Source organism: Micromonospora sp. M71_S20 (assembly GCF_003664255.1).
Lineage (GTDB): Bacteria > Actinomycetota > Actinomycetes > Mycobacteriales > Micromonosporaceae > Micromonospora.
On sequence record NZ_RCCV01000002.1, the window covers coordinates 590,738 to 610,572 of the forward strand.

The following is a 19,835-nucleotide window of genomic DNA, read 5'->3' on the forward strand; positions in this document are numbered from 1 at the left end:
CCATCCTCGGGGTTCACACGCTGACCGTGGTCAGCGGCATGGCGGAGTCGGCGGGCAGGTCCAGCCGGCTCGGCGCGACACCCGAGGCGACCAGGTGCGAGCCGAGGGCGGCGACCATCGCGCCGTTGTCCGTGCAGAGCCCGGGTCGGGGCACCCGGACCCGGATGCCGTGCGCGGCGGCGCGATCCTCGGCCATCGCCCGCAGCCGGGAGTTGGCCGCCACGCCCCCGCCGATCACCAGCGTCTCCACGCCGTTGCTCCGGCAGGCGTCCAGCGCCTTGCGTACCAGCACGTCGCAGACCGCCTCCTGGAAGGACGCGGCGACGTCGGCGACCGGCACCGGCTCGCCGGCCCGCTGCCGCGCCTCGACCCACCGGGCCACGGCCGTCTTCAGCCCGGAGAAGGAGAAGTCGTAGCGGTGCGTGGCGAGGTCCTTGGGGGCGGTCAGGCCGCGCGGGAAACCGATGGCGGCCGGATCGCCGGCCCGGGCCTCCCGGTCGATGTACGGGCCGCCGGGGAACGGCAGCCCGAGCAGCCGGGCCACCTTGTCGAACGCCTCCCCGGCCGCGTCGTCGATGGTGGCGCCGAGCGGGGTGACGCCCCGGGCCAGGTCGTCGACGAGCAGCAGGGAGGAGTGCCCGCCGGAGACCAGCAGGGCGATCGCCGGCTCGGGCAGCGGGCCGTGCTCCAGGGTGTCCACGGCGACGTGCGCGGCCAGGTGGTTGACGCCGTAGACCGGCTTCTCGGCGGCGAGCGCGTAGCCCTTCGCGGCGGCCACCCCCACCAGCAGCGCGCCGGCCAGCCCCGGGCCGGAGGTGACCGCGATCGCGTCGATGTCGGCGAGGGTCACCCCGGCCTCCTTCAACGCCCGGTCCATCGTCGGCACGATGGCCTCCAGGTGGGCCCGGCTGGCCACCTCGGGCACCACGCCGCCGAAGCGGGCGTGCTGCTCGACGCTGGAGGCGAGCGCGTCGGCCAGCAGGGTGTGCCCGCGTACGATGCCGACCCCGGTCTCGTCGCAGGAGGTCTCGATGCCGAGGATCAGGGGTTCGTCAGTCATCGCTCACTTCCCGCGTTGCGCTGCATGACCAGCGCGTCGGTGTTGCTCGGTTGGTAGTAGCCGCGCCGCACGCCGATCGGCTCGAAGCCGTACGTCGCGTAGAGCTTCTGGGCGGGCGCGTTGTCCGCCGCGACCTCCAGCAGCGTGCTGCGGGCGCCGAGCCGGGCCGCCTCGGCGAGCAGCGCCTCCAGCAGGAGCCGGCCGACGCCGCGCCGCTGGGCGTCCCGGCGCACCGCGACGTTCTGCACCCACGCCTCGTCGGGCGGGGCCACGGCGAGCCCGGCGTAGCCGAGCAGGTTCCCGTCGTCGTCGGTGGCGACGAGGTAGAAGTGCCCGTTGGCCAACTCGTTCCAGAACATCGCCGCCGACCACTGCTCGGCACCGAACAGGTCCGCCTCGATCGGCAGCACCTCGTCGACGTGCCACCACCGGAACCGCTCCAGCCGGACACTCATGGGAGGACCGGCTTGCGGGCGGTCGCCGCCACGGCGTCCGGGCGGCGCAGGTAGAGCGGGGTGAGCGCCTCCGAGGGGGCGCCGGCCCGGATGCGTTCGGCGGCCAGGGTCGCCAGCACGCCCGCGTCCGGGTAGCGGGGCTCGTCCCGCACGGGCAGGCCGAGCGCGTCGGCGTACCGGTGCGCGCCGTCGCCGACCGCCGCCGTGACCGCCAGGCCGCGGGCGCGCTCGGCGGCGACCGCCGGCACGGACACCTCCGGACCGACGATCCGCTGGCCCGCGCCGTCGTAGACCGCCCAGTAGATCTCCCGGCGGCGCGCGTCGCTCGCCGCCAGCACCGGCTCCCCGGCGGCCGCCGGGTGGCCGATGGCGTCCAGCGAGCAGACACCGTACGTCGGGACGCCCAGCACCTGGCCGATGGTGGCGGCGGTGACCAGCCCCACCCGCAGCCCGGTGAACGGGCCAGGGCCGAGCCCGGCGACGATCGCGCCCAGGTCGGCCGGGCGGGCGCCGGCCTCGGTGAGCACGGCGTCGACCTGCGGCGCGAGCAGTTCACCGTGGGCGCGGGCGTCGACCGTGCAGCGGTGCGCGCGGGTCGCCACGCCGTCCGCTGCGACCTCCACCAGCGCCGCGGTCACCGCGGGGGTCGAGCTGTCCACCACCAGTACGAGCACGGTTAGCCAGCCTAGTCGCCCCCGTGGTCACCCCCGGTCACGCCCCGTCCGGCGGCGCGGGCGGGCGGGGTCAGCTCGGGGTGCGGAACTTGCGCAGGAAGGCCGGCAGCAGCCAGGGGCGCCGCCCGCTGACGCGCACCCTTCCGGTGAGCACCGCCCGGGCCCGGCTGACCCGGCCGAACATCATCAGGTTGAGCGTGCCGGGATCGTGGTCGATCCGGGCGTCGGGCCGGGCGTCGGGGTCGGCGAACGTCATCCGCCCCCGGTGCAGCAGCAGCCGGACCGGGGCCGCGTACGCCGAGCGGAACTCGACCACGACCGGGCGTTCGCTCGGCGGCGCGCCGCCGTCGATCAGCCGCCCGTAGCCGTGCCGGACCACCCCGGCCAGGAACAGCTCCATGAACAGCGCCGCGTCCCGGCCGGGGAGCGACCACGGCCGCCCGGCGGCGCGGGCGACGTCGTGACCGTGGATGAGCAGCTCGTTGACCAGGTGCGCGCAGAGGCCGGCGAGGGGCACCCGGGCCCCGCCGAGCCAGGGCACCGTCTCGTCGGGGCGCCGACCCTCGCAGGCGAGGAGGAGCCGCCCCACGTCGGCCCGCAACCGGTCGGCCAGGGCCTGCGGCTCGCGCTCGGTGAGGTGCCGCAGCAGCACGTCGTTGAAGTCCGCCACCGTGTCGACGGTGACGTCGGGGAGCTGCCGGAGCAGACCCGGCACCGGCAGGGGTGGATGCTCCGGGTCCACCAGGCACACGTAGTACCACGCGAGGGAGCCCACGTGGGCCAGCGTGTCGGCCACCGACCAGTGGGCGGTGGCCATGGCCTCCGGTGGGGTGGCGCGGACCAGGTCGAGGAAGCGGTCCGTCTGGTCCGCCAGCGCCGTCCGCGCCACCCGCCACCGCTCGTCGCTGACCGTCGCCGCCATCGCCGCCTCCCGGCTCGCCGAGCGCTCGAGGCACAGGCTACAACGGACGGTCACCGCGCGGTGACCGCGAAAGTGCGCAGCCGTCAGCCGGCGGAGCGCTCCCAGTCGACAGTCGGCAGGCCGGCGTCGGCGAGCGCCTTGTTGGCCGCGCTGAACGGGCGGCTGCCCAGGAAGCCGCGCGGGTTCATCGGGCTGGGGTGCCCGGCCTCCAGCACCACGTGCTGCGGGTTGGTCACCAGGGCGGCCTTCTTGCGCGCGTAGCCGCCCCAGAGCAGGAAGACCACCCGCGAGTCCATCGCGTCGAGCGCCCGGATGGTGGCGTCGGTGAACTCCTCCCAGCCCCGGTTGGCGTGCGAGCCGGGCGTCGCCTCGCGGACGGTGAGGACGGAGTTGAGCAGCAGCACGCCCTGCGCCGCCCAGCCGCTGAGGTTGCCGCCGCGCGGCTTCGGCACGCCGAGGTCCTCCCCCAGCTCCTTGAAGACGTTGCGCAGCGACGGCGGCACGCTCACGCCCTCCCGCACGCTGAAGCTGAGCCCGTGCGCCTGCCCCGCCTTGTGGTAGGGATCCTGCCCGAGGATCAGCACCCGGCAGTCGGCCGGCGCGCAGAGCCGGTAGGCCGAGAAGAGGTCCTCGACCGGCGGGAAGACGGTGCGGGTCGCGTACTCGCCCGCGACGAACTCGGCCAGCGCGGCGGTGCGGGCCGGGTCGAGGTGCGGGGTGAGCACGGCACGCCAGTCCTCCGGCAGCAGCGCCAGCAGGTCCAGGGTGGGGGCGTCGTCGGGCATCGGCAACCTTTCGCCTGTCGGGTCCGTCCCGCGCACTCTAGGCAGCCGGTACGACAGCGCTCAGCCGAGGGCCGCCAGGCGCTGCGCCCAGTCGCCGCCGACCGGCTCCAGCTCGACCACCCGGGTGTCGTCGTCGCGCCGGTCGACGCGCACCCGCAGGTGGGCGTCGACGAGCTGCTCGACCAGGCCCTCGCCCCACTCCACCACGGTCACCGACTCGTCCACCGAGGCGTCCAGGTCGAGGTCGTCGATCTCGGCGCGCGGGTCGGCGGCGTCCCCCAGCCGGTACGCGTCGGCGTGCACCAGCGCCACCGTGCCGCCCCGGGCCGGGTCGGGCCGGTGCACCCGGGCGATCACGAAGGTGGGCGAGGTGACGTCCCCGAGCACGCCGAGCCCGGCCCCGACGCCCCGGGTCAGCGCGGTCTTGCCGGCACCGAGCGGCCCGGTCAGCAGCAGCAGGTCGCCGGCGCGCAGCAGCCCGGCCAGCCGCCGCCCGAACTCGTGGGTGTCGTCGACGGTCGGCAGCTTCACGACGTGGCTCACAGCGCCTCCAGGAACCGCAGCAGCGCCGCGTTGACCTCGTCGGCGTGCTCCAGCATCACCACGTGCCCACTGTCGGTGATCTTGACGAACTCGGCGTGCGGCAGCCGCCGGACGATCTCCTCGGAGTGCGTCACGGGAGTGATCATGTCCTTGTCGCCGACGACCACCAGCACGGGGGTGTCCGCCAGCGCGGCGAGCGCCGGGAACCGGGAGTGCGTGGCCAGCGTCCGCAGGTAGCGCGTCACCGTGTCGGCGGAGGTGCGGGAGTTCATCGTCTCGACGTACGACACCAGGGCCGGGCTGGGGTGACGGGTGCCGAAGCCGTACTTGCGGGTGAGCAGCCACGCCACGTTGGTGGTGGACCTGCGCGCCCGGTCGATCACCGGGCCGCCGTAACGGGTGACGTTGCCGACCATGTGCAGCACCGGTGCGCCGACCCGGCCGAGCAGGGCGGGCGCGACCAGCTTGGTCTCGGCGATCAGGCCGCCCGAGGTGGCCATCAGCACGGTGCCCACGACCCGGTCGCCGAACAGCTCCGGGAACAACTCGGCGAACGCCATGATGGTCATTCCGCCCATCGAGTGGCCGACCAGCACCAGCGGCCCCTCCGGAGCGGTCCGGTCGATCACCTCGCGCAGCGTCCGGCCGAGCGCCGTGAGGTCGTACTCGCCCGTCTCCAGCCGCCCCGACCGGCCGTGCCCGGGCTGGTCGTACGCGACGATCCGGTGCTCGCCCCGCTCGGCGAGCAGCTTGCGCTGGAAGTGGAAGGTGCCCATGTCCAGGCAGAAGCCGTGCACCAGCACCACGGTCGGGTTGCCGGGCACGGGCCGGGTCGGCTCCACCACCTCGACGTGGATGTCGGTGCCGTCGGGCATCTCCAGCCGGAAGGCATCGTCGTACCGCTGGTCGCCGAAGACCTCCCCGGCGTACCGGTCGGTGGGGTCGGCCTTGAGCTTGCGCACCAGGGCGCGTTCGGTGGCGACGCCGGCCGCGAGCCCGGCGGCGGCGACCCCGACGGCGGCCAGCGCGCCGATGGCCGCCCGGGCGTGTCCGGTACGCGGCAGCGGGATGCGGGAACGGGTCGTCACGGGCGCTCGCCGTCGTAGACGCGGGGCACCCGGGTGCTGCCGAACCGGGTGACGATCTCGTAGTTGATGGTGCCGACCGCCTCGGCCCAGTCGTCGGCGGTGGGCCCGCCGTCGGCGCCGCTGCCGAAGAGGATGACCTCGTCGCCGGCGGCCACCGGATCGTCGCCGCAGTCGAGCACGAACTGGTCCATGCAGACCCGGCCCGAGATCGTCCGGCGCCTGCCGCCGAGCTGCACCGGGCCGCTGTTCGACGCCTGCCGGGGCACCCCGTCGGCGTAGCCGAGCGGCACCACCGCGAGGTTCGCCGCCCGCTCGGTGGTGTAGGTGTGCCCGTACGAGACGCCGGAGCCGGCCGGGACGCGCTTGGTGAGCATCACCCGGGCCCGGGCGGTCATCGCCGGACGCAGCCCGTAGCTCTCGCCGGACACCGGGGAGAGGCCGTAGACGGCCAGGCCGGGCCGGACCAGGTCGAAGTGGGTGTCCGGCCGGGTCAGGGTCGCCGCCGAGTTGGCCAGGTGCCGGTAGCGCGGCCGCAGGCCGGCCTGCTCGGCCATGCCGATCCCCTCGTGGAAGACGGCGATCTGGCGGTCGATGGTCGGGTGGCCGGGCGAGTCCGCGTACACGAAGTGGCTCCACACCCCGACCACCTCGACCAGGCCGTCGGCCTGCGCCTTGGCGGCGGCGTCGAGCAGGGCCGGCCAGTCGGCCACGGTCGCGCCGCCCCGGGCCAGCCCGGTGTCGATCTTGAGGTGCAGCCGGGCCGGCCGGCCGGCGGCGCGGCCCGCCGCGACCATCTCGTCGAGCTGGGGCAGGCTGGCGACGCCGAGGTCGACCCCGGCGGCGACGCCCTCGTGCAGCGGCAGCCCGGGCGCGAGGAGCCAGGCCAGCACCGGCGCGGTGATCCCGGCCCGGCGCAGCGTCAGCGCCTCGTCCAGCGTGCAGACCCCAAGCCAGTCGGCCCCGGCCTCGAGGGCGGCGCGGGCGGCCGGGACCATGCCGTGGCCGTAGCCGTCGCCCTTCACCACCGCCATCAGCTCGGCGGTGGTGCCGGACCTGAGCCGGCTCACGTTCTCGCGGATCGCGTCCAGGTCCACGCGCACCTCGGCCTGCCACATGCCCCCAGCCTACTTTCCGCGCCGATCTCCCTGGCCGAGGCCGGCGCAGCCGGTGCCGCCGGCACAGGAGCCCACCGCCGGTGCGGCCGGTGCCGCCGGGTCAGCCGAGGCGGGCGAGGACCGGGCGGAGGGCGTCGGCCACGTCGGGCGCCGTCACCGGCCCGCCCCGGGCCGCCTCCCGGCCGGCCAGCCCGTGCAGGTACGCGGCCGCGGCCGCCGCCCGCTCCGGGGGCAGCCCGGCCGCGAGCAGCGAACCGAGCAGCCCGGCCAGCACGTCGCCGGTGCCCCCGGTGGCCAGCGCCGGGGTGCCGGTCGGGTTGACGTACGCCCGACCGTCCGGCGTGCCGATCACCGTGCGGTCGCCCTTGAGCAGCACCACCGCGTTCATCCAGGCGGCCAGCCGCAGGGTGGCGCCCACCCGGTCGGCGCCCGGCTCCTCCCCGCAGAGCCGGGTGAACTCCCGGTCGTGGGGGGTGACCACGATCGGGGCGTCCCGCGTGCGCAGCCGGCCGGCCAGGGAGCCGTCGACCAGCAGGGTCAGCGCGTCGGCGTCGAGCACCACCGGCACCGGGGCGGCGAGCACCGCCCGCAGCTCGGCGGCCGCCTCCTCGCCGGTGCCCAGGCCGGAGCCGCAGACCCACGCCTGCACCCGCCCGGCGTCGGCGACCCGACCGGTCGCGATCACGGACGGGTACCGGCGCAGCACGTCGTCCCGGGCCGAGCCGGCGTAGCGGACCAGACCGGTCGGGCCGGCCAGCGCCCCCGCGACGGAGAGCACGGCCGCGCCCGGGTAGGTCGCCGAGCCGGTCGCGACGCCCACCACGCCCCGGGTGTACTTCTCCGAGGCCGGGCCGAGCCGGGGCCACCAGTCGGCGACGTCCGACCACTCGGTCACGCCCAGCGCCGGGCTGCCCCGCAGCCACGGATCCAGCCCGATGTCGACCAGCTCCACCTCACCGGCGAGCGCGGCGGCCGGGCCCACCACCAGGGCGGGCTTCAGCCCGCCGAACGTCACCGTCACGTCGGCCCGCACCGCGCTCGGGCGGCCCGAGGCGGTGAGCGGCACCCCTCCGGTGTCGACCGCGACCCCGCTGGGCACGTCCACGGCGACCACGGCGGCCGGGGCGCCGTCGCGCCCGCGGTGCCGCACGAGGCTGGCGGCGAGCTGGTCGGCGGTGTCCCGGAGCCCGCCGCGCCCACCGATCCCCACGATGCCGTCGAGCACCAGGTCGACGGTTCCCGGCGGCCGGTCGACGACCCGCCCGCCCGCGGCGCGCAGCGCGGCCAGCCCCTCCGCGTGCGCCCGGCCGGGGGACAGCAGCAGCGCCGACACGGCCGCGCCCCGCCGGGCCAGGTGCGCGCCGGCGAGGAGCGTGTCGCCGCCGTTGTCGCCGCTGCCGACCAGCAGCAGCACCCGCGCGGCGTAGACGCCGCCCCGGTCCGCCAGCAGCAGCGCGCAGCGGCGGGCCAGCCCGGCCGCCGCGCGCTTCATCAGCGTCCCGGGCGGCAGCGTGGCCATCAGGCCCGCCTCCGCCGCGCGTACGTCCGCGACCCGCCACACCGCTCTCATGCCACCCCGTCCCGTCCGATTCCCGGCGCGCCGCGACCCGGCACACCCCCGATCACCGTTCCGCGACCACCATGGCCGAGGCGATCCCGCCGTCGTGGGACAACGAGAGATGCCAGCGGTTGACCCCGCGCTCGGTGGCCGCCGCCGCGACCGTGCCGGAGACGGTCAGCCAGGGCCGGCCGTCCGGGTCCGCCACGATCTCGCAGTCGTGCCAGCTCAGCCCGGCCGGGGCGCCGAGCGCCTTGGCGACCGCCTCCTTGGCCGCGAAGCGGGCGGCCAGCGACTCGGGCGAGCGCGGGTTGCCGGAGCGGGTGCAGCGCTCGGCCTCCGTGAAGAGCCGGTCGGCGAGCAGCGGTGTCCGTGCCAGGGCCTTGGCGAACCGCTCGACGAGGACGACGTCGATGCCGACAGCGACGATCACCCGCTCACCCTACCGGCGCGGGCGGCCGCACATTAGCCGCCGCTTCCGCGCGGGGCAACGCCTGTGGACGACCGGCCGTACGCCGGGCGGGCCGTCGTCCACAGGCCACGCGCGGGGGTGTGGACGGCGCCTAGCGTCGCGCCCGTCGATGTTCTCGCGAGGCGGGGGGCCGGGATGACCGAGGAGCCGTTGACCGTACGACCGGACGCGCTGCGCCGGGCCGCGCGCGGGCTCGACGACGACGCGTACCGGCTGGCGCACGGGCTGGCCGGGGCGTCCGGGCTGGTGGTGCCGGCCCCGGAGTGGTCGGCCGGGGCGGCATTGGCCGGGCTGGAGTCGGCCGTGCACGCCTGGTTCGGCGGGCTCGGCGCCCGGGTGGCCCACACGGCCGGGGCGGTCCGTCGCGCCGCCGAGGCGTACGAGGCGGTGGACGACCGGGCGGCCGGCCGGCTCACCGCGCTGTCCCGGTGACCGCGCCGGCACCCCCGGCGGCGGGTCGGTCGGCCCCGGCCGGGCACGCGGCACGTCCGGTCACCGGCCCGGCGGGCCGGACACCTCCGACACGCCCGGCGCACCCCGCCGACCGTGCGGCGGATGTCGGCTACCGGCAGCTGTGGGCGGCCGATCCCGAGGCGTGGCGGGCCGCCGGGGTGGCCTGGCGAGGGCTGACCGGACCGGTGGCGCGGCGGGCCGACGGGCTGGTCGCCGGCGCGGCGGCGCTGCGTTCCGGCTGGTCGGGCGGGGCGGCCGTCGCCGCCGACGCCCGGCTCGCGGCCCTGCGCACCGAGCTGACCTCCGCCGCCCCCGCCCTGATCGAGGCCGACCAGGTGCTGGCCGAGTTCGCCGGCCGGTTGGCCGCCGCCAGGGCCCGGCTCGCCGCCGCGGTTGCCCGCGCGGACGCGGTCGGGCTGCTGGTCGACCGGCAGGGCCGGGTCACCGCCGGCCCCGCCCGCGCGCCGGCGACCGTCCGCTCCGGGGCGGGCACGTCCGGGACGGGCACGTCCGGAGCTGGCGCACCCGTGGTCCACGCACCCGGAGCCGCCCCGTCCGGGGCCGGGGCACCCGGCGCATCCAGGTCCGGCACGGCCGGGTCCGGCGCGGGCGAGGCGGACGCGGCCGAGGTGGGCGCGGCGATCCGGGCGGCGCTGGAGCTGGCCGGTGCGGCCGACCGGGAGGCCGCGGGCCGGCTGGACGCGCTGGCCACCGCCGCCCGCGCGACGTGGGCGGACGCGCCACCGCCCGGTCGCCCGGCGCCCGGCGCCGAACCGGCCGCGGTGCGGGCCTGGTGGGCCGGGCTCACCCCCGCGCAGCGCCGGTGGCTCGTCGCGCACGAGCCGGGGCTCCTCGGCCGCCTCGACGGGGTGCCGGTGGCCGCCCGCGACCAGGCCAACCGGCTGCTGCTCGGGGCACGGCGGGAGGAACTGCTGGCCGCGCGGCGACGGCTGCTGGAGCGGGTGCCGCGCGGGCCGGTCGAGCTGGCCGGGCTGTTGCGGATCGGGAAGTCCCTGGCCGGGCTGGACGCGCTGGCCGCCCGCCTGGCCGGCGACGAGCAGCCCCGGGCGTACCTGCTGGGGCTGGGCACGGCCGGCGAGGGGCGGGCGGTGGTGGCGCTGGGCAACCCCGACCGGTCGGCCCGGGTGCTGACCTACGTGCCGGGGATGACCGCCGGCCTGCACGACGTGCCCGGCGAGCTGGGTCGGGCGGCCCGGGTGCTGTCCCGCTGCGCCGCCCTCGCCCCCGAGGAGGAGGCCGCCGCGGTGCTCTGGCTGGACTACGACGCCCCCGACTTCCTGCACGAGGCGGCGTGGCCGGGGCAGGCCCGCGACGCCGGTCCGGCGCTGCACCGGTTCCAGGACGGGCTGCGGGAGACCCACGACGGGCCCCCGGGCCGGCAGACCGTGCTCGGGCACAGCTACGGCTCGCTGGTGGTCGGCACGGCCGCCCGCGATCACGGGCTGGCCGCCGACGCGCTGGTCTTCGTCGGCTCGCCCGGGGTGGGGGTCGCGCACGCGGGCGAGCTGGGCGTGCCGGCCGGGCAGGTCTGGGCGAGCACCGCGCCGGACGACGTGATCCGGTGGGCCCGGCCGCCGGACGAGCTGGCCCGCCGGTCCCTGCTGGGCGCGTCGCCGGTCGGCCCGGCGATCGGGGCGCTGCTCGGCGCGCCGGAGCGGGAGCTGTGGTTCGGGCAGGACCCGTCCCACCCGGGCTTCGGCGGGCGTACGTTCCCCAGCGGCCGGCACGGTCACACGGGCTACTGGGCGCCCGACAACCCGGCCCTCGACGGGATGGCCCGGGTGGTGCTCGGCCGCTGACCCCGCGACGCGACGGGCCCCGTCCACCGACGCGGGTGGACGGGGCCCGTCGTGGGGCCGTACGACTACTCGACCGTGACCGACTTCGCCAGGTTGCGGGGCTGGTCCACGTCGTGCCCCCGGGCGGCGGCGATCTCGGCCGCCATGACCTGCAACGGCACGGTGGTGACCAGCGGCGCGAGCAGCGTCGGCGTGCGCGGCACGTAGATCAGGTGGTCGGCGTAGCGGACGACCGCCTCGTCGCCCTCCTCCGCGATCACGATGGTCCGGGCGCCGCGCGCCCGCACCTCCTGGATGTTGGAGACCACCTTGTCGTGCAGCATGCCCCGGCCGACCGGGGACGGCACGATGCAGATCACCGGCGTGCCCTTGTCGATCAGCGCGATCGGGCCGTGCTTCAGCTCGCCGGCGGCGAAGCCCTCGGCGTGCATGTACGCCAGCTCCTTGAGCTTGAGCGCGCCCTCCAGGGCCACCGGGTAGCCCACGTGCCGGCCGATGAAGAGCACCGTCGGCTCGGCCTTCAGGTCGCGGGCCAGCTCGCGGACGGGCTCGATGCGCTCCAGCAGCTCGCGCAGCTTGCCCGGCATCTCCTGGAGCTGGGCGACCACGGCGGCCACCTCGTCGGCGAACTTGATGCCGCGCACCTGGGCCAGGTGCAGGCCGATCAGGTAGCAGGCGACGAGCTGGGTGAGGAACGCCTTGGTGGAGGCGACGGCGATCTCCGGCCCGCCGTGGGTGTAGAGGACCGCGTCGGACTCCCGGGGGATGGTGGAGCCGTTGGTGTTGCAGATGGCCAGGACGCGGGCCTTCTGCTCCTTGGCGTGCCGCAGCGCCATCAGGGTGTCCATCGTCTCGCCGGACTGCGAGATCACCACGATCAGCGTGGACCGGTCGAGGACCGGGTCGCGGTAGCGGAACTCGCTGGCCAGCTCCACCTCGCACGGGATCCGGGTCCAGTGCTCGATGGCGTACTTGGCGACCAGACCCGAGTGGTACGCGGTGCCGCAGGCCACGATGAAGATCTTGTCGACGTCGCGCAGGTCCTGGTCGCTGAGGCGCACCTCGTCGAGCATGATCTCGCCGGAGTCGGTGAGCCGGCCGAGCAGCGTGTCGGCGATGGCCTGCGGCTGCTCCTCGATCTCCTTGAGCATGAACCAGTCGTAGCCGCCCTTCTCGGCGGCGGAGGAGTCCCAGTCGATGTGGAAGTCCTTGCCGCTGGCGGGCTGGCCGGCGAAGTCGGTGATCTCGATGGTGTCGCCGGTGATCAGGACGATCTGGTCCTGGCCCAGCTCCACCGCCTCGCGGGTGTGCTCGATGAACGCGGCCACGTCGCTGGCGAGGTAATTCTCCCCGTCGCCCCGCCCGACGACCAACGGCGAGTTGCGCCGGGCGCCGACCACCGCGCCGGGCACCGCGGCGTCGACGGCGAGCAGTGTGAACGCGCCCTCCAGCCGCTGGCAGACCACCCGCATGCCGGCGGCGAGAAGCTGCGGCCCGTCGGGGTGCCCGGCGGCGCGCAGGTCGGCCAGCGCGGCGGAGAGCAGGTGCGCCGCGCACTCGGTGTCGGTGTCGCTGGTGAACTGGACGCCGTCGGCCTCCAGCTCGGCGCGCAGCTTCGCGAAGTTCTCGATGATGCCGTTGTGGATCACGGCGACGCGGCCGTCGGGGGCCAGGTGCGGGTGGGCGTTGCGGTCGGTCGGACCGCCGTGGGTGGCCCAGCGGGTGTGCCCGATGCCGGTGGTGCCGTCCCCGATGCCGATGGGGCTGGCCGCGCAGGACGTGGGGTCCTCGGCGGCCCGCTCGGAGAGCACCTTCTCCAGGTTGGCCAGCTTGCCGGCCTTCTTCTCGGTCAGCAGCGCGCCGTCGCAGACGATGGCGACGCCGGCCGAGTCGTAGCCGCGGTATTCCAGCCGCCGCAGTCCGTCGAGCACGATGCCGAGCGCCGGGCGCGCGCCGGCGTAACCAACGATTCCACACATGTCCCGCAGCCTAACCTAGTTCCACTCATCGCGCGTGCGCGAAAGCCGGGTAAACGATCACCCAACTTGAGCGATCGGAGGGGAAGCGGCACTCTCCGTGACATAGCTCCGCCGGGCGACGGCGCCGCCGACGACGGTTCCGCGAGGTCGGGGCCGCCCTCGGCAGGGGTTGAAGCCGCGCCGGGAGTCCGTAGGCTGGCGGGCGTGACGACCGCCGACGTGGATCCGCTGGTGGCCCGGATGCGTCCGTTCGGGACGACCGTCTTCGCCGAGATGTCCGCTCTCGCCGTGCGCACCGGCGCGGTCAACCTCGGTCAGGGCTTCCCCGACACCGACGGGCCGCCGGAGATGCTCGCCGCCGCCGCGGAGGCGCTGCGCACCGGGCAGAACCAGTACCCACCGGGTCCGGGCGTCCCGGCGCTGCGCGCGGCGGTGGCCGCGCACCAGCGCCGGTTCTGGGGGCTGGAGTACGACCCCGACGGCGAGATCGTGGTGACGGCGGGCGCCACCGAGGCGATCGCGGCGGCGATCCTCGGGCTCTGCGAGCCGGGCGACGAGGTGGTCTGCTTCGAGCCGTACTACGACTCGTACGCCGCCTCGATCGCGCTGGCCGGCGCGGTCCGGCGCCCGGTCACGCTGCGCCCCGCCGACGACGGCCGGTACGCCTTCGACCCCGCCGCCCTGCGCGCCGCGTTCGGCCCGCGTACCCGACTGGTGCTGCTGAACTCGCCGCACAACCCGACCGGCAAGGTGTTCACCTCCGACGAGTTGGCTCTGGTCGCCGAGCTGTGCCGGGAGCACGACGCGTACGCGGTGACCGACGAGGTGTACGAACACCTGGTCTTCACCGACGCGTCCACCCCGCACGTCCCGCTGGCCACGCTGCCCGGCATGCGCGAGCGGACGTTGCGCATCTCGTCGGCCGGCAAGACATTCTCCTGCACGGGCTGGAAGGTCGGCTGGGTGAGCGGGCCGGCGACGCTGGTCTCGGCGGTGCTGCGGGTGAAGCAGTTCCTCACCTTCGTCAACGCCGCGCCGCTCCAGCCGGCGGTCGCGGTGGCGCTGGCCCTGCCGGACGACTACTTCACCGACTTCCGCGACGGTATGCGGGCCCGCCGGGACCAGCTCGTCGGCGGGCTCACCGACGCCGGGTTCGAGGTGCTCCCGCCGGAGGGCACGTACTTCGTCACCGCCGACGTCAGCGCGCTGGGCGGGCGGGACGGGGTGGAGTTCTGCCGCTCCCTGCCCGAGCGGTGCGGGGTGGTCGCCGTGCCGACGCAGGTCTTCTACGACGACCCCGAGGCCGGTCGACACCTGATCCGCTTCGCCTTCTGCAAGCGCCCCGAGGTGCTGACCGAGGCGGTCACCCGGCTGCGCCGGCTGTCCGCGCCCTGACCGACGCGTACGCCTGACCGTCAGCCGGCCGCCCGGGTCGGGCCGGGCGGGAAGGACGTCGGCCCGGCCCCGCCGGTGGCGGACCCGGGCCGACGGGGAGGTCAGGCGGTCGGGCTGGCGGTGCGGACCTGCTCGGCGATGCGCTCGGCCGTCTCGCGGGCGGTGTGCTCGGTGGCGGCCTCGACCATGACCCGGACCAGGGGCTCGGTGCCGGACGGGCGCAGCAGCACCCGGCCCGTCTCGCCCAGCTCCGCCTCGGCCCGCTCGACCTCGGCCCGGACGGCGGGCGCGGCCGCGCCGACCGTACGGTCGCCGACGGGAACGTTGATCAGCACCTGCGGCAACTTGGTCACCACGGTGGCCAGCTCCGCGAGGGACTTCCCGGTGGCGGCCAGCCGGGACATCAGGTGCAGCCCCGTCAGCACGCCGTCGCCGGTGGTGGCGTACGCGGGCATGACGATGTGCCCGCTCTGCTCGCCGCCCAGTGCGAGGCCGGACGCGCGCAGCTCCTCCAGCACGTACCGGTCGCCGACCTTGGTCTCGAGGAGGCGGATGCCCTGCGCGGACATGGCCAGCCGCAGGCCGAGGTTGCTCATCACGGTGGCGACCAGGGTGTCGTCGGTGAGCGTGCCGGCCTCCCGCATGGCGAGCGCGAGGATCGCCATCACCTGGTCGCCGTCGACCTCGTCGCCGTCGGCGGTCACCGCGACGCAGCGGTCGGCGTCGCCGTCGTGCGCGATACCCAGGTGCGCGCCGTGCTCGACCACCGCGGCCCGCAGGGCCTCGAGGTGGTTGGAGCCGCACTCGTCGTTGATGTTGAGGCCGTCGGGCTCGGCGTAGATGGCGACGACCTCGGCCCCCGCCTCCCGGTACACCACCGGCGCCACCTCGGCCGCCGCGCCGTTGGCGCAGTCGACCACGACCTTGAGGCCGTCGAGGCGGTGCGGCAGGGTGCCGATCAGGTGCTGCACGTAGTGGTCGGCGCCGTCGAGCAGGTCGTGCACCCGGCCGACGCCGGCGCCAACCGGCCGCTTCCAGGCGGTGGTGGCGTTCGCCTCGACGGCCGCCTCGATCCGCATCTCGATCTCGTCCGGCAGCTTGTGCCCGCCGGCGGCGAAGAGCTTGATCCCGTTGTCGGGCATCGGGTTGTGCGAGGCGGAGAGCATCACGCCGAGGTCGGCCTTGGCCTCGGCGGTGAGGAACGCCACGGCCGGGGTGGGCAGCACGCCCACCCGGACCACGTTGGCGCCGGCGCTGGTGAGCCCGGCGACCACGGCGGCCTCCAGCATCTCGCCGCTGGCCCGGGTGTCGCGCCCGACCACGGCCAACGGGGGATGGCTCCGGTCCGACTCGGCGAGCGTGTGCGCGGCGGCGACCGCCACCGCCAGCGCCAACTCAGGCGTGAGATCCGCGTTCGCCCGCCCGCGTACGCCGTCCGTGCCGAACAACCGGCCCATACCCGCCAACCTCCGATGAAACGGTCCAGGAAAGGCGAACGGCCGGGCCACCTCCCGTCGAGGGGAGGTGAACCCGGCCGTCCGTCAGAAGTACAACGTGCAGCTGTTGATCAGCGCTTCGAGTACTGGGGAGCCTTGCGGGCCTTCTTGAGGCCGTACTTCTTGCTTTCCTTGACCCGGGCGTCCCGGGTGAGGAAGCCGGCCTTCTTCAGCGCCGGACGGTCGTCCGGCTCGCTGACGATCAGGGCCCGGGCGATGGCCAGCCGGAGCGCGCCGGCCTGACCGGTGGTGCCGCCGCCACGCAGGTTGGCGATGACGTCGAAGGCCTCCGGCTTCTCGGCGGTGACCAGCGGGTCCTTGATCAGCTGCTGGTGCACCTTGCTCGGGAAGTAGGCCTCGAGGTCACGGCCGTTGCACGTGATCTTGCCGCTGCCGGGGACGATGCGCACCCGGACGATGGCCTCCTTGCGCCGACCCACGGTCTGGATCGGGCGGTCACCACGCGGCGCGCGGGCGACGGGCGCCGGCGCCTCGGTGGCCTCCTCGGGGGCAACCTCGGTCTCGGTGATGTCGGTCATGCTGTTTCCTTCGCCCGCGCTCACTGCGCGATCTGCTTGATCTCGAACGGCACCGGCTGCTGCGCGCCGTGCGGGTGCTCGGCACCGGCGTAGACCTTCAGCTTCTTGATGAGCTGACGGCCGAGCTTGTTGTGCGGGAGCATGCCCTTGACGGCCAGCTCGATGGCCCGCTCGGGACGCTTGGTCAGCAGCTCGTCGTAGCCGACCTGCTTCAGACCACCCGGGTAGCCGGAGTGGCGGTAGGCGACCTTGGTCTGGCGCTTGTTGCCGGTCAGCGCGACCTTGCCCGCGTTCACGATGACGACGAAGTCGCCCGTGTCGACGTGCGGCGCGAAAGTCGGCTTGTGCTTGCCGCGCAGCAGCGTGGCGGCGTGGGTGGCCAGGCGGCCCAGCACGACATCAGAGGCGTCGATGACGTGCCACTGACGCTCGATCTCACCCGGCTTCGGGCTGTACGTACGCACAGGTATACCTTGTCTCGTCGTCGGTCTGGGGTCGCGCGCCGAGGTTACCGGGCGCGCACGAACGACCAAGCGTACCTCAGGCGGCACGCCTCTGGATGTCGTACAACAGCAGGCAACGATACCCGCCGCCCCGTCGGCAGGTCAAAACGGGGTACCGCCCCCGCCTGGCTCCCGAGGATACATGGCGGTGGTCACACCCCGGTCAGCCGGCGCGGGCCCTGGCGCAGGTAGACCAGCCAGGTCACCCCGAAACAGACCGCGTACGCGACGATGAAGGCGACGTACGCCGCGTCCGCGCTGCCCCCGGTCAGGAACGACTGCCGGAACGCGATGTTCACCAGCACCCCGCCGGAGGCCCCGACCGCCCCGGCGATGCCGATCAGCGAGCCGGTCATCCGCCCGGCCCAGCGCTGCGCCGCGGCCGCCTCCCGCCGACCGGCGTCCACCTCGGCCGCCGCCCGGGCCCGGAAGATCGCCGGGATCATCTTGTACGTCGAGCCGTTGCCGAGCCCGGAGAAGACGAAGAGCGACAGGAAGCCGAGCAGGTAGAGCCCGAACGACCGCTCGCGGGCGGCGTACAGCACCAACGAGGCGCCGGCCGCCATGGCGACGAAGTTCCAGAAGGTCACCCGGGCCCCGCCGAGGCGGTCGGCGAGGTGCCCGCCGACCGGCCGGATCAGCGAGCCGACCAGCGGGCCGAGGAAGGTGAGCCAGGCGGCGTCGACCGGGGTCGGGAAGCGCTCGGCGAACTGGAGCTGGAGCACTTGGCCGAAGGCGAAGCCGAAGCCGATGAACGAGCCGAAGGTGCCGATGTAGAGCAGCGACATGATCCAGGTGTGCGGGTCGCGGGCCGCCTCGCGCAGCGCGCCGGGCTCGTTGCGCGCCCCGGGGATGTTGTCCAGCCCGCGCGCCGCGGCGAACGCGGCCAGCACGATCAGCGGCAGGTAGACCGCCGGCACCAGCCGGGGGTACGCGGCGCCCGCGGTCGCCAGCACCGCCAGGCCGACCAGTTGCACCGCCGGCACGCCGAGGTTGCCGCCGCCGGCGTTGAGCCCGAGCGCCCGGCCCTTGAGCCGAGACGGGTAGAAGAGGTTGATGTTCGCCATCGAGGAGGCGAAGTTGCCCCCGCCGACGCCGGTCAGGCAGGCCAGCACCATCAGGGTCGGGTAGGAGACGCCGGGCTCCAGCAGCACCGTCATCGGCACGGCCGGAACGAGCAGCAGCAGCGCGCTGACGATCGTCCAGGTCCGCCCGCCGAAGCGGGCCACGGCCAGCGTGTAGGGCAGCCGCAGCGCCGCCCCGAGGGCGGCCGGCACGGCGGTGAGCAGGAACTTCCCCGCCGGGTCGATGCCGTACTCGGGGCCGAGGAAGAGCACCATCACCGACCAGAGGCTCCACACGGAGAAGCCCACGTGCTCGGCGAAGATCGAGACCCAGAGGTTGCGGCGGGCGACCGGCGCCCCCGTCGTACGCCAGAACTCGGGGTCCTCGGGCCGCCAGTCGTCGATGCGGTGCCGCCGGCCGGCGGCGGCCGGCGGGGCGGCCTCGGCCATAGGTGTGGTGGGGGCCAGTGTGCTCACGGCGACTCCTCCTCGTCGGGTGCGACCTGGAGGAACGCTAGGAACCGGGGGTTACCCGACGGTGCCCGTCGCGGGTCGGGCCGGAAACGGAGACCGCACCGCGGGCGGATGCCGCCGGTGAGATGTCAGAGTTCCTGGAGGATGCGCAGCGCCCGGCCGACCCGGAGCATGGTTGCGGTGTCGGCGACGTCCACGCACTCGGTGAACCACTTCTTCATCGGCGAGGAGATCCGGTCGGGCATCACCACGTACGCGCCCATCGGCACCGCCAGGGGCGAGTCGCGCAGCAGCGCCTCCTCGACCACCTCGGCCACGATCACGATCGGCACGTCGGTGGAGTTGTAGACGTCGGAGCTGATCACCAGTCCGAGCCGTTCCCGGGCGCCGTCGATGCGCCAGACCTCGCCCCTACGCAGCACGCGGGCGCCCGCCGAAGAGCACGTCGTCGACCATGCCCACCTCGCGGGCGTCGGCGAGGGCGGCGGCTTCGAGGTCGAGCTTGGCCCGGCCGACGGCGGCGGCGTGCGCGGTGAACACCTCGCGCAGCGCCTTCTCCCGGGCCGCCTGGTCCATCCACGCCGACAGGGAGAGCCCCTCGCGCTTGGCGAACCGCCGGGCCTCCTCGATCGTCTCGTCCGAGAACGACAGGGTCACCTTGGCAGTCATGCCGTGGAGACTACCCAGCGGTATGACCGCCAGTCATCCCGTCGGCCCCGACTATTCGCGTCGGCCGCCGAACACGGCAAACCGCCACTGCTTGAAGAAGCAGTCGACGTCGACCAGCCCGGCCTCGGCCAGCCAGCGGCACTGCTCGGCGACCGGTGCCGGCCGGTCGTACGCCATCCGGCCCTCGGCGGCGGCGATCTCGTCGGCGTCGGAACCCAGCGCGGCGATCCGTGCCAGCCACACCTGGTGGTACCGCCGGTCGAGCGCGGGGGTGGGGCCGGCGACCTGCTCGGCGTTGACGAAGACGCCCCCGGGCGCCAGCGCCGCCGGCACCCGCCGGTAGAGCTCGCGCTTGCCGGCGTCGTCGAGGTGGTGCACGGCCAGCGCGCTGACGACCGCGTCGTAGCGGCCGGAGGGCAGCGGGCCGGCGAGGTCGGCCAGGACCGTCCGGTGGGCGACCCCGCGGGTGCGCAGGTGGTCGGCGGCGACGGCGAGCATGGCCGGCGCGGCGTCGACCAGGGTCAGCCGGACCCCCGGCACCGCCGCGGCGAGCAGCAGCGACAGCAGCCCGGTGCCCGCGCCCAGGTCCAGCACCTCGGGGGTACGCCCCGCGGCGAGCGCGGCCCGCAGCGGCGGCGCGGCCACCTCGACGGCGGTGCCGTAGAAGGCGTCGAAGCAGGGCACCAGGCGCCGGCGGGCCTCGTCGTAGCTGCCGGCCACCGCGTCGAAGACCTCGGCGACGTCCATCGCGCCTCCCGAAATGTAGGATTT

The 19,835-nt window shown here is 75.2% G+C and carries 21 protein-coding genes; 3 read left to right on the forward strand and 18 right to left on the reverse strand.

What is annotated here, in order from left to right; translation table 11 throughout:
• Nucleotides 1-13: 13 nt before the first annotated feature.
• The 10 genes from tsaD to DER29_RS23625 form a co-directional block, all read right to left on the reverse strand.
• Complete coding sequence (tsaD, locus tag DER29_RS23580; RefSeq protein ID WP_121399837.1) at nucleotides 14-1,060, reverse strand: tRNA (adenosine(37)-N6)-threonylcarbamoyltransferase complex transferase subunit TsaD; 1,047 nt, start codon at nucleotides 1,058-1,060, stop codon at nucleotides 14-16.
• Nucleotides 1,057-1,515: a ribosomal protein S18-alanine N-acetyltransferase gene (gene rimI / locus DER29_RS23585; protein ID WP_121399838.1), complete on the reverse strand. Its 459-nt coding sequence runs from the start codon at nucleotides 1,513-1,515 to the stop codon at nucleotides 1,057-1,059. Before rimI ends, tsaD begins: the two co-directional genes overlap by 4 nt.
• Complete coding sequence (gene tsaB / locus DER29_RS23590) at nucleotides 1,512-2,189, reverse strand: tRNA (adenosine(37)-N6)-threonylcarbamoyltransferase complex dimerization subunit type 1 TsaB (RefSeq protein ID WP_121399839.1); 678 nt, start codon at nucleotides 2,187-2,189, stop codon at nucleotides 1,512-1,514. The genes rimI and tsaB overlap by 4 nt, the downstream gene beginning before the upstream one ends.
• Before the next feature lie 70 nt (nucleotides 2,190-2,259).
• Nucleotides 2,260-3,111, reverse strand: coding sequence for a maleylpyruvate isomerase family mycothiol-dependent enzyme (locus DER29_RS23595; RefSeq protein WP_121399840.1), 852 nt, complete (start codon nucleotides 3,109-3,111; stop codon nucleotides 2,260-2,262).
• Nucleotides 3,112-3,194: 83 nt separating this feature from the next.
• On the reverse strand, nucleotides 3,195-3,896 hold the full coding sequence (gene ung / locus DER29_RS23600; protein ID WP_121399841.1) for a uracil-DNA glycosylase: 702 nt from the start codon (nucleotides 3,894-3,896) through the stop codon (nucleotides 3,195-3,197).
• A gap of 60 nt (nucleotides 3,897-3,956) precedes the next feature.
• Nucleotides 3,957-4,439, reverse strand: coding sequence for a tRNA (adenosine(37)-N6)-threonylcarbamoyltransferase complex ATPase subunit type 1 TsaE (gene tsaE / locus DER29_RS23605; RefSeq protein WP_121399842.1), 483 nt, complete (start codon nucleotides 4,437-4,439; stop codon nucleotides 3,957-3,959).
• Nucleotides 4,436-5,527, reverse strand: a complete 1,092-nt coding sequence (locus tag DER29_RS23610) for an alpha/beta fold hydrolase (protein WP_199729513.1) — start codon at nucleotides 5,525-5,527, stop codon at nucleotides 4,436-4,438. Before DER29_RS23610 ends, tsaE begins: the two co-directional genes overlap by 4 nt.
• Nucleotides 5,524-6,642 carry an alanine racemase gene (alr, locus tag DER29_RS23615; RefSeq protein ID WP_121399843.1) on the reverse strand — a complete coding sequence of 373 codons (1,119 nt, stop codon included), beginning with the start codon at nucleotides 6,640-6,642 and terminating at the stop codon, nucleotides 5,524-5,526. The genes DER29_RS23610 and alr overlap by 4 nt, the downstream gene beginning before the upstream one ends.
• A 100-nt stretch (nucleotides 6,643-6,742) precedes the next feature.
• Nucleotides 6,743-8,212 (reverse strand): NAD(P)H-hydrate dehydratase, encoded by a 1,470-nt coding sequence (locus tag DER29_RS23620; protein ID WP_121399844.1) that lies wholly within the window; start codon nucleotides 8,210-8,212, stop codon nucleotides 6,743-6,745.
• A 52-nt stretch (nucleotides 8,213-8,264) separates the two neighbouring features.
• Nucleotides 8,265-8,633, reverse strand: a complete 369-nt coding sequence (locus tag DER29_RS23625) for a holo-ACP synthase (RefSeq protein ID WP_121399845.1) — start codon at nucleotides 8,631-8,633, stop codon at nucleotides 8,265-8,267.
• 174 nt (nucleotides 8,634-8,807) lie between these two features.
• On the opposite strand from DER29_RS23625, the gene DER29_RS23630 reads away from it, so the two are divergent.
• Together DER29_RS23630 and DER29_RS23635 are read left to right on the forward strand one after the other, a co-directional pair.
• A complete protein-coding gene (locus tag DER29_RS23630) occupies nucleotides 8,808-9,104 on the forward strand; it encodes a type VII secretion target (RefSeq protein ID WP_121399846.1) in 297 nt (98 codons plus the stop codon).
• Nucleotides 9,101-10,945, forward strand: a complete 1,845-nt coding sequence (locus DER29_RS23635; RefSeq protein ID WP_121399847.1) for an alpha/beta hydrolase — start codon at nucleotides 9,101-9,103, stop codon at nucleotides 10,943-10,945. The genes DER29_RS23630 and DER29_RS23635 overlap by 4 nt, the downstream gene beginning before the upstream one ends.
• A gap of 65 nt (nucleotides 10,946-11,010) precedes the next feature.
• Here DER29_RS23635 and glmS read toward each other — a convergent pair whose 3' ends face one another.
• Nucleotides 11,011-12,924, reverse strand: a complete 1,914-nt coding sequence (gene glmS, locus DER29_RS23640; RefSeq protein WP_088998405.1) for a glutamine--fructose-6-phosphate transaminase (isomerizing) — start codon at nucleotides 12,922-12,924, stop codon at nucleotides 11,011-11,013.
• A gap of 204 nt (nucleotides 12,925-13,128) precedes the next feature.
• Here glmS and DER29_RS23645 point away from each other — a divergent pair, with 204 nt between their 5' ends.
• Nucleotides 13,129-14,319: a pyridoxal phosphate-dependent aminotransferase gene (locus DER29_RS23645; RefSeq protein WP_121399848.1), complete on the forward strand. Its 1,191-nt coding sequence runs from the start codon at nucleotides 13,129-13,131 to the stop codon at nucleotides 14,317-14,319.
• Nucleotides 14,320-14,420: 101 nt separating this feature from the next.
• Here the strand turns inward: DER29_RS23645 and glmM are convergent, their stop codons facing one another.
• The 7 genes from glmM to DER29_RS23680 all read right to left on the reverse strand — a co-directional run bounded on the left by glmM (nucleotide 14,421) and on the right by DER29_RS23680 (nucleotide 19,811).
• Nucleotides 14,421-15,776 (reverse strand): phosphoglucosamine mutase, encoded by a 1,356-nt coding sequence (glmM, locus tag DER29_RS23650; protein WP_121399849.1) that lies wholly within the window; start codon nucleotides 15,774-15,776, stop codon nucleotides 14,421-14,423.
• Between the two features lie 110 nt (nucleotides 15,777-15,886).
• Nucleotides 15,887-16,354, reverse strand: a complete 468-nt coding sequence (rpsI, locus tag DER29_RS23655) for a 30S ribosomal protein S9 (protein ID WP_121399850.1) — start codon at nucleotides 16,352-16,354, stop codon at nucleotides 15,887-15,889.
• 20 nt (nucleotides 16,355-16,374) lie between these two features.
• Nucleotides 16,375-16,818: a 50S ribosomal protein L13 gene (gene rplM / locus DER29_RS23660; protein ID WP_121399851.1), complete on the reverse strand. Its 444-nt coding sequence runs from the start codon at nucleotides 16,816-16,818 to the stop codon at nucleotides 16,375-16,377.
• A gap of 191 nt (nucleotides 16,819-17,009) precedes the next feature.
• Nucleotides 17,010-18,398, reverse strand: coding sequence for an MFS transporter (locus DER29_RS23665; protein ID WP_370040464.1), 1,389 nt, complete (start codon nucleotides 18,396-18,398; stop codon nucleotides 17,010-17,012).
• A 125-nt stretch (nucleotides 18,399-18,523) separates the two neighbouring features.
• A complete protein-coding gene (locus DER29_RS23670; RefSeq protein WP_121399853.1) occupies nucleotides 18,524-18,817 on the reverse strand; it encodes a type II toxin-antitoxin system PemK/MazF family toxin in 294 nt (97 codons plus the stop codon).
• The gene (locus DER29_RS23675; RefSeq protein WP_121399854.1) at nucleotides 18,807-19,064 is read right to left on the reverse strand and encodes a DUF6364 family protein; all 258 of its coding nucleotides are present in this window, start codon (nucleotides 19,062-19,064) and stop codon (nucleotides 18,807-18,809) included. Before DER29_RS23675 ends, DER29_RS23670 begins: the two co-directional genes overlap by 11 nt.
• 51 nt (nucleotides 19,065-19,115) lie before the next feature.
• On the reverse strand, nucleotides 19,116-19,811 hold the full coding sequence (locus DER29_RS23680) for a class I SAM-dependent methyltransferase (protein ID WP_121399855.1): 696 nt from the start codon (nucleotides 19,809-19,811) through the stop codon (nucleotides 19,116-19,118).
• Between the last annotated feature and the right edge of the window lie 24 nt (nucleotides 19,812-19,835).

Coding starts and splice junctions, on each gene's coding strand:
- glmS (WP_088998405.1), bottom strand. CDS start 12,924: ATGTGTGGAATCGTTGGTTACGCCGGCGCGCGCCCGGCGCTCGGCATC.
- rpsI (WP_121399850.1), bottom strand. CDS start 16,354: ATGACCGACATCACCGAGACCGAGGTTGCCCCCGAGGAGGCCACCGAG.
- glmM (WP_121399849.1), bottom strand. CDS start 15,776: ATGGGCCGGTTGTTCGGCACGGACGGCGTACGCGGGCGGGCGAACGCG.
- DER29_RS23620 (WP_121399844.1), bottom strand. CDS start 8,212: ATGAGAGCGGTGTGGCGGGTCGCGGACGTACGCGCGGCGGAGGCGGGC.
- DER29_RS23630 (WP_121399846.1), top strand. CDS start 8,808: ATGACCGAGGAGCCGTTGACCGTACGACCGGACGCGCTGCGCCGGGCC.
- DER29_RS23595 (WP_121399840.1), bottom strand. CDS start 3,111: ATGGCGGCGACGGTCAGCGACGAGCGGTGGCGGGTGGCGCGGACGGCG.
- tsaD (WP_121399837.1), bottom strand. CDS start 1,060: ATGACTGACGAACCCCTGATCCTCGGCATCGAGACCTCCTGCGACGAG.
- ung (WP_121399841.1), bottom strand. CDS start 3,896: ATGCCCGACGACGCCCCCACCCTGGACCTGCTGGCGCTGCTGCCGGAG.
- DER29_RS23680 (WP_121399855.1), bottom strand. CDS start 19,811: ATGGACGTCGCCGAGGTCTTCGACGCGGTGGCCGGCAGCTACGACGAG.
- rimI (WP_121399838.1), bottom strand. CDS start 1,515: ATGAGTGTCCGGCTGGAGCGGTTCCGGTGGTGGCACGTCGACGAGGTG.
- alr (WP_121399843.1), bottom strand. CDS start 6,642: ATGTGGCAGGCCGAGGTGCGCGTGGACCTGGACGCGATCCGCGAGAAC.
- DER29_RS23675 (WP_121399854.1), bottom strand. CDS start 19,064: ATGACTGCCAAGGTGACCCTGTCGTTCTCGGACGAGACGATCGAGGAG.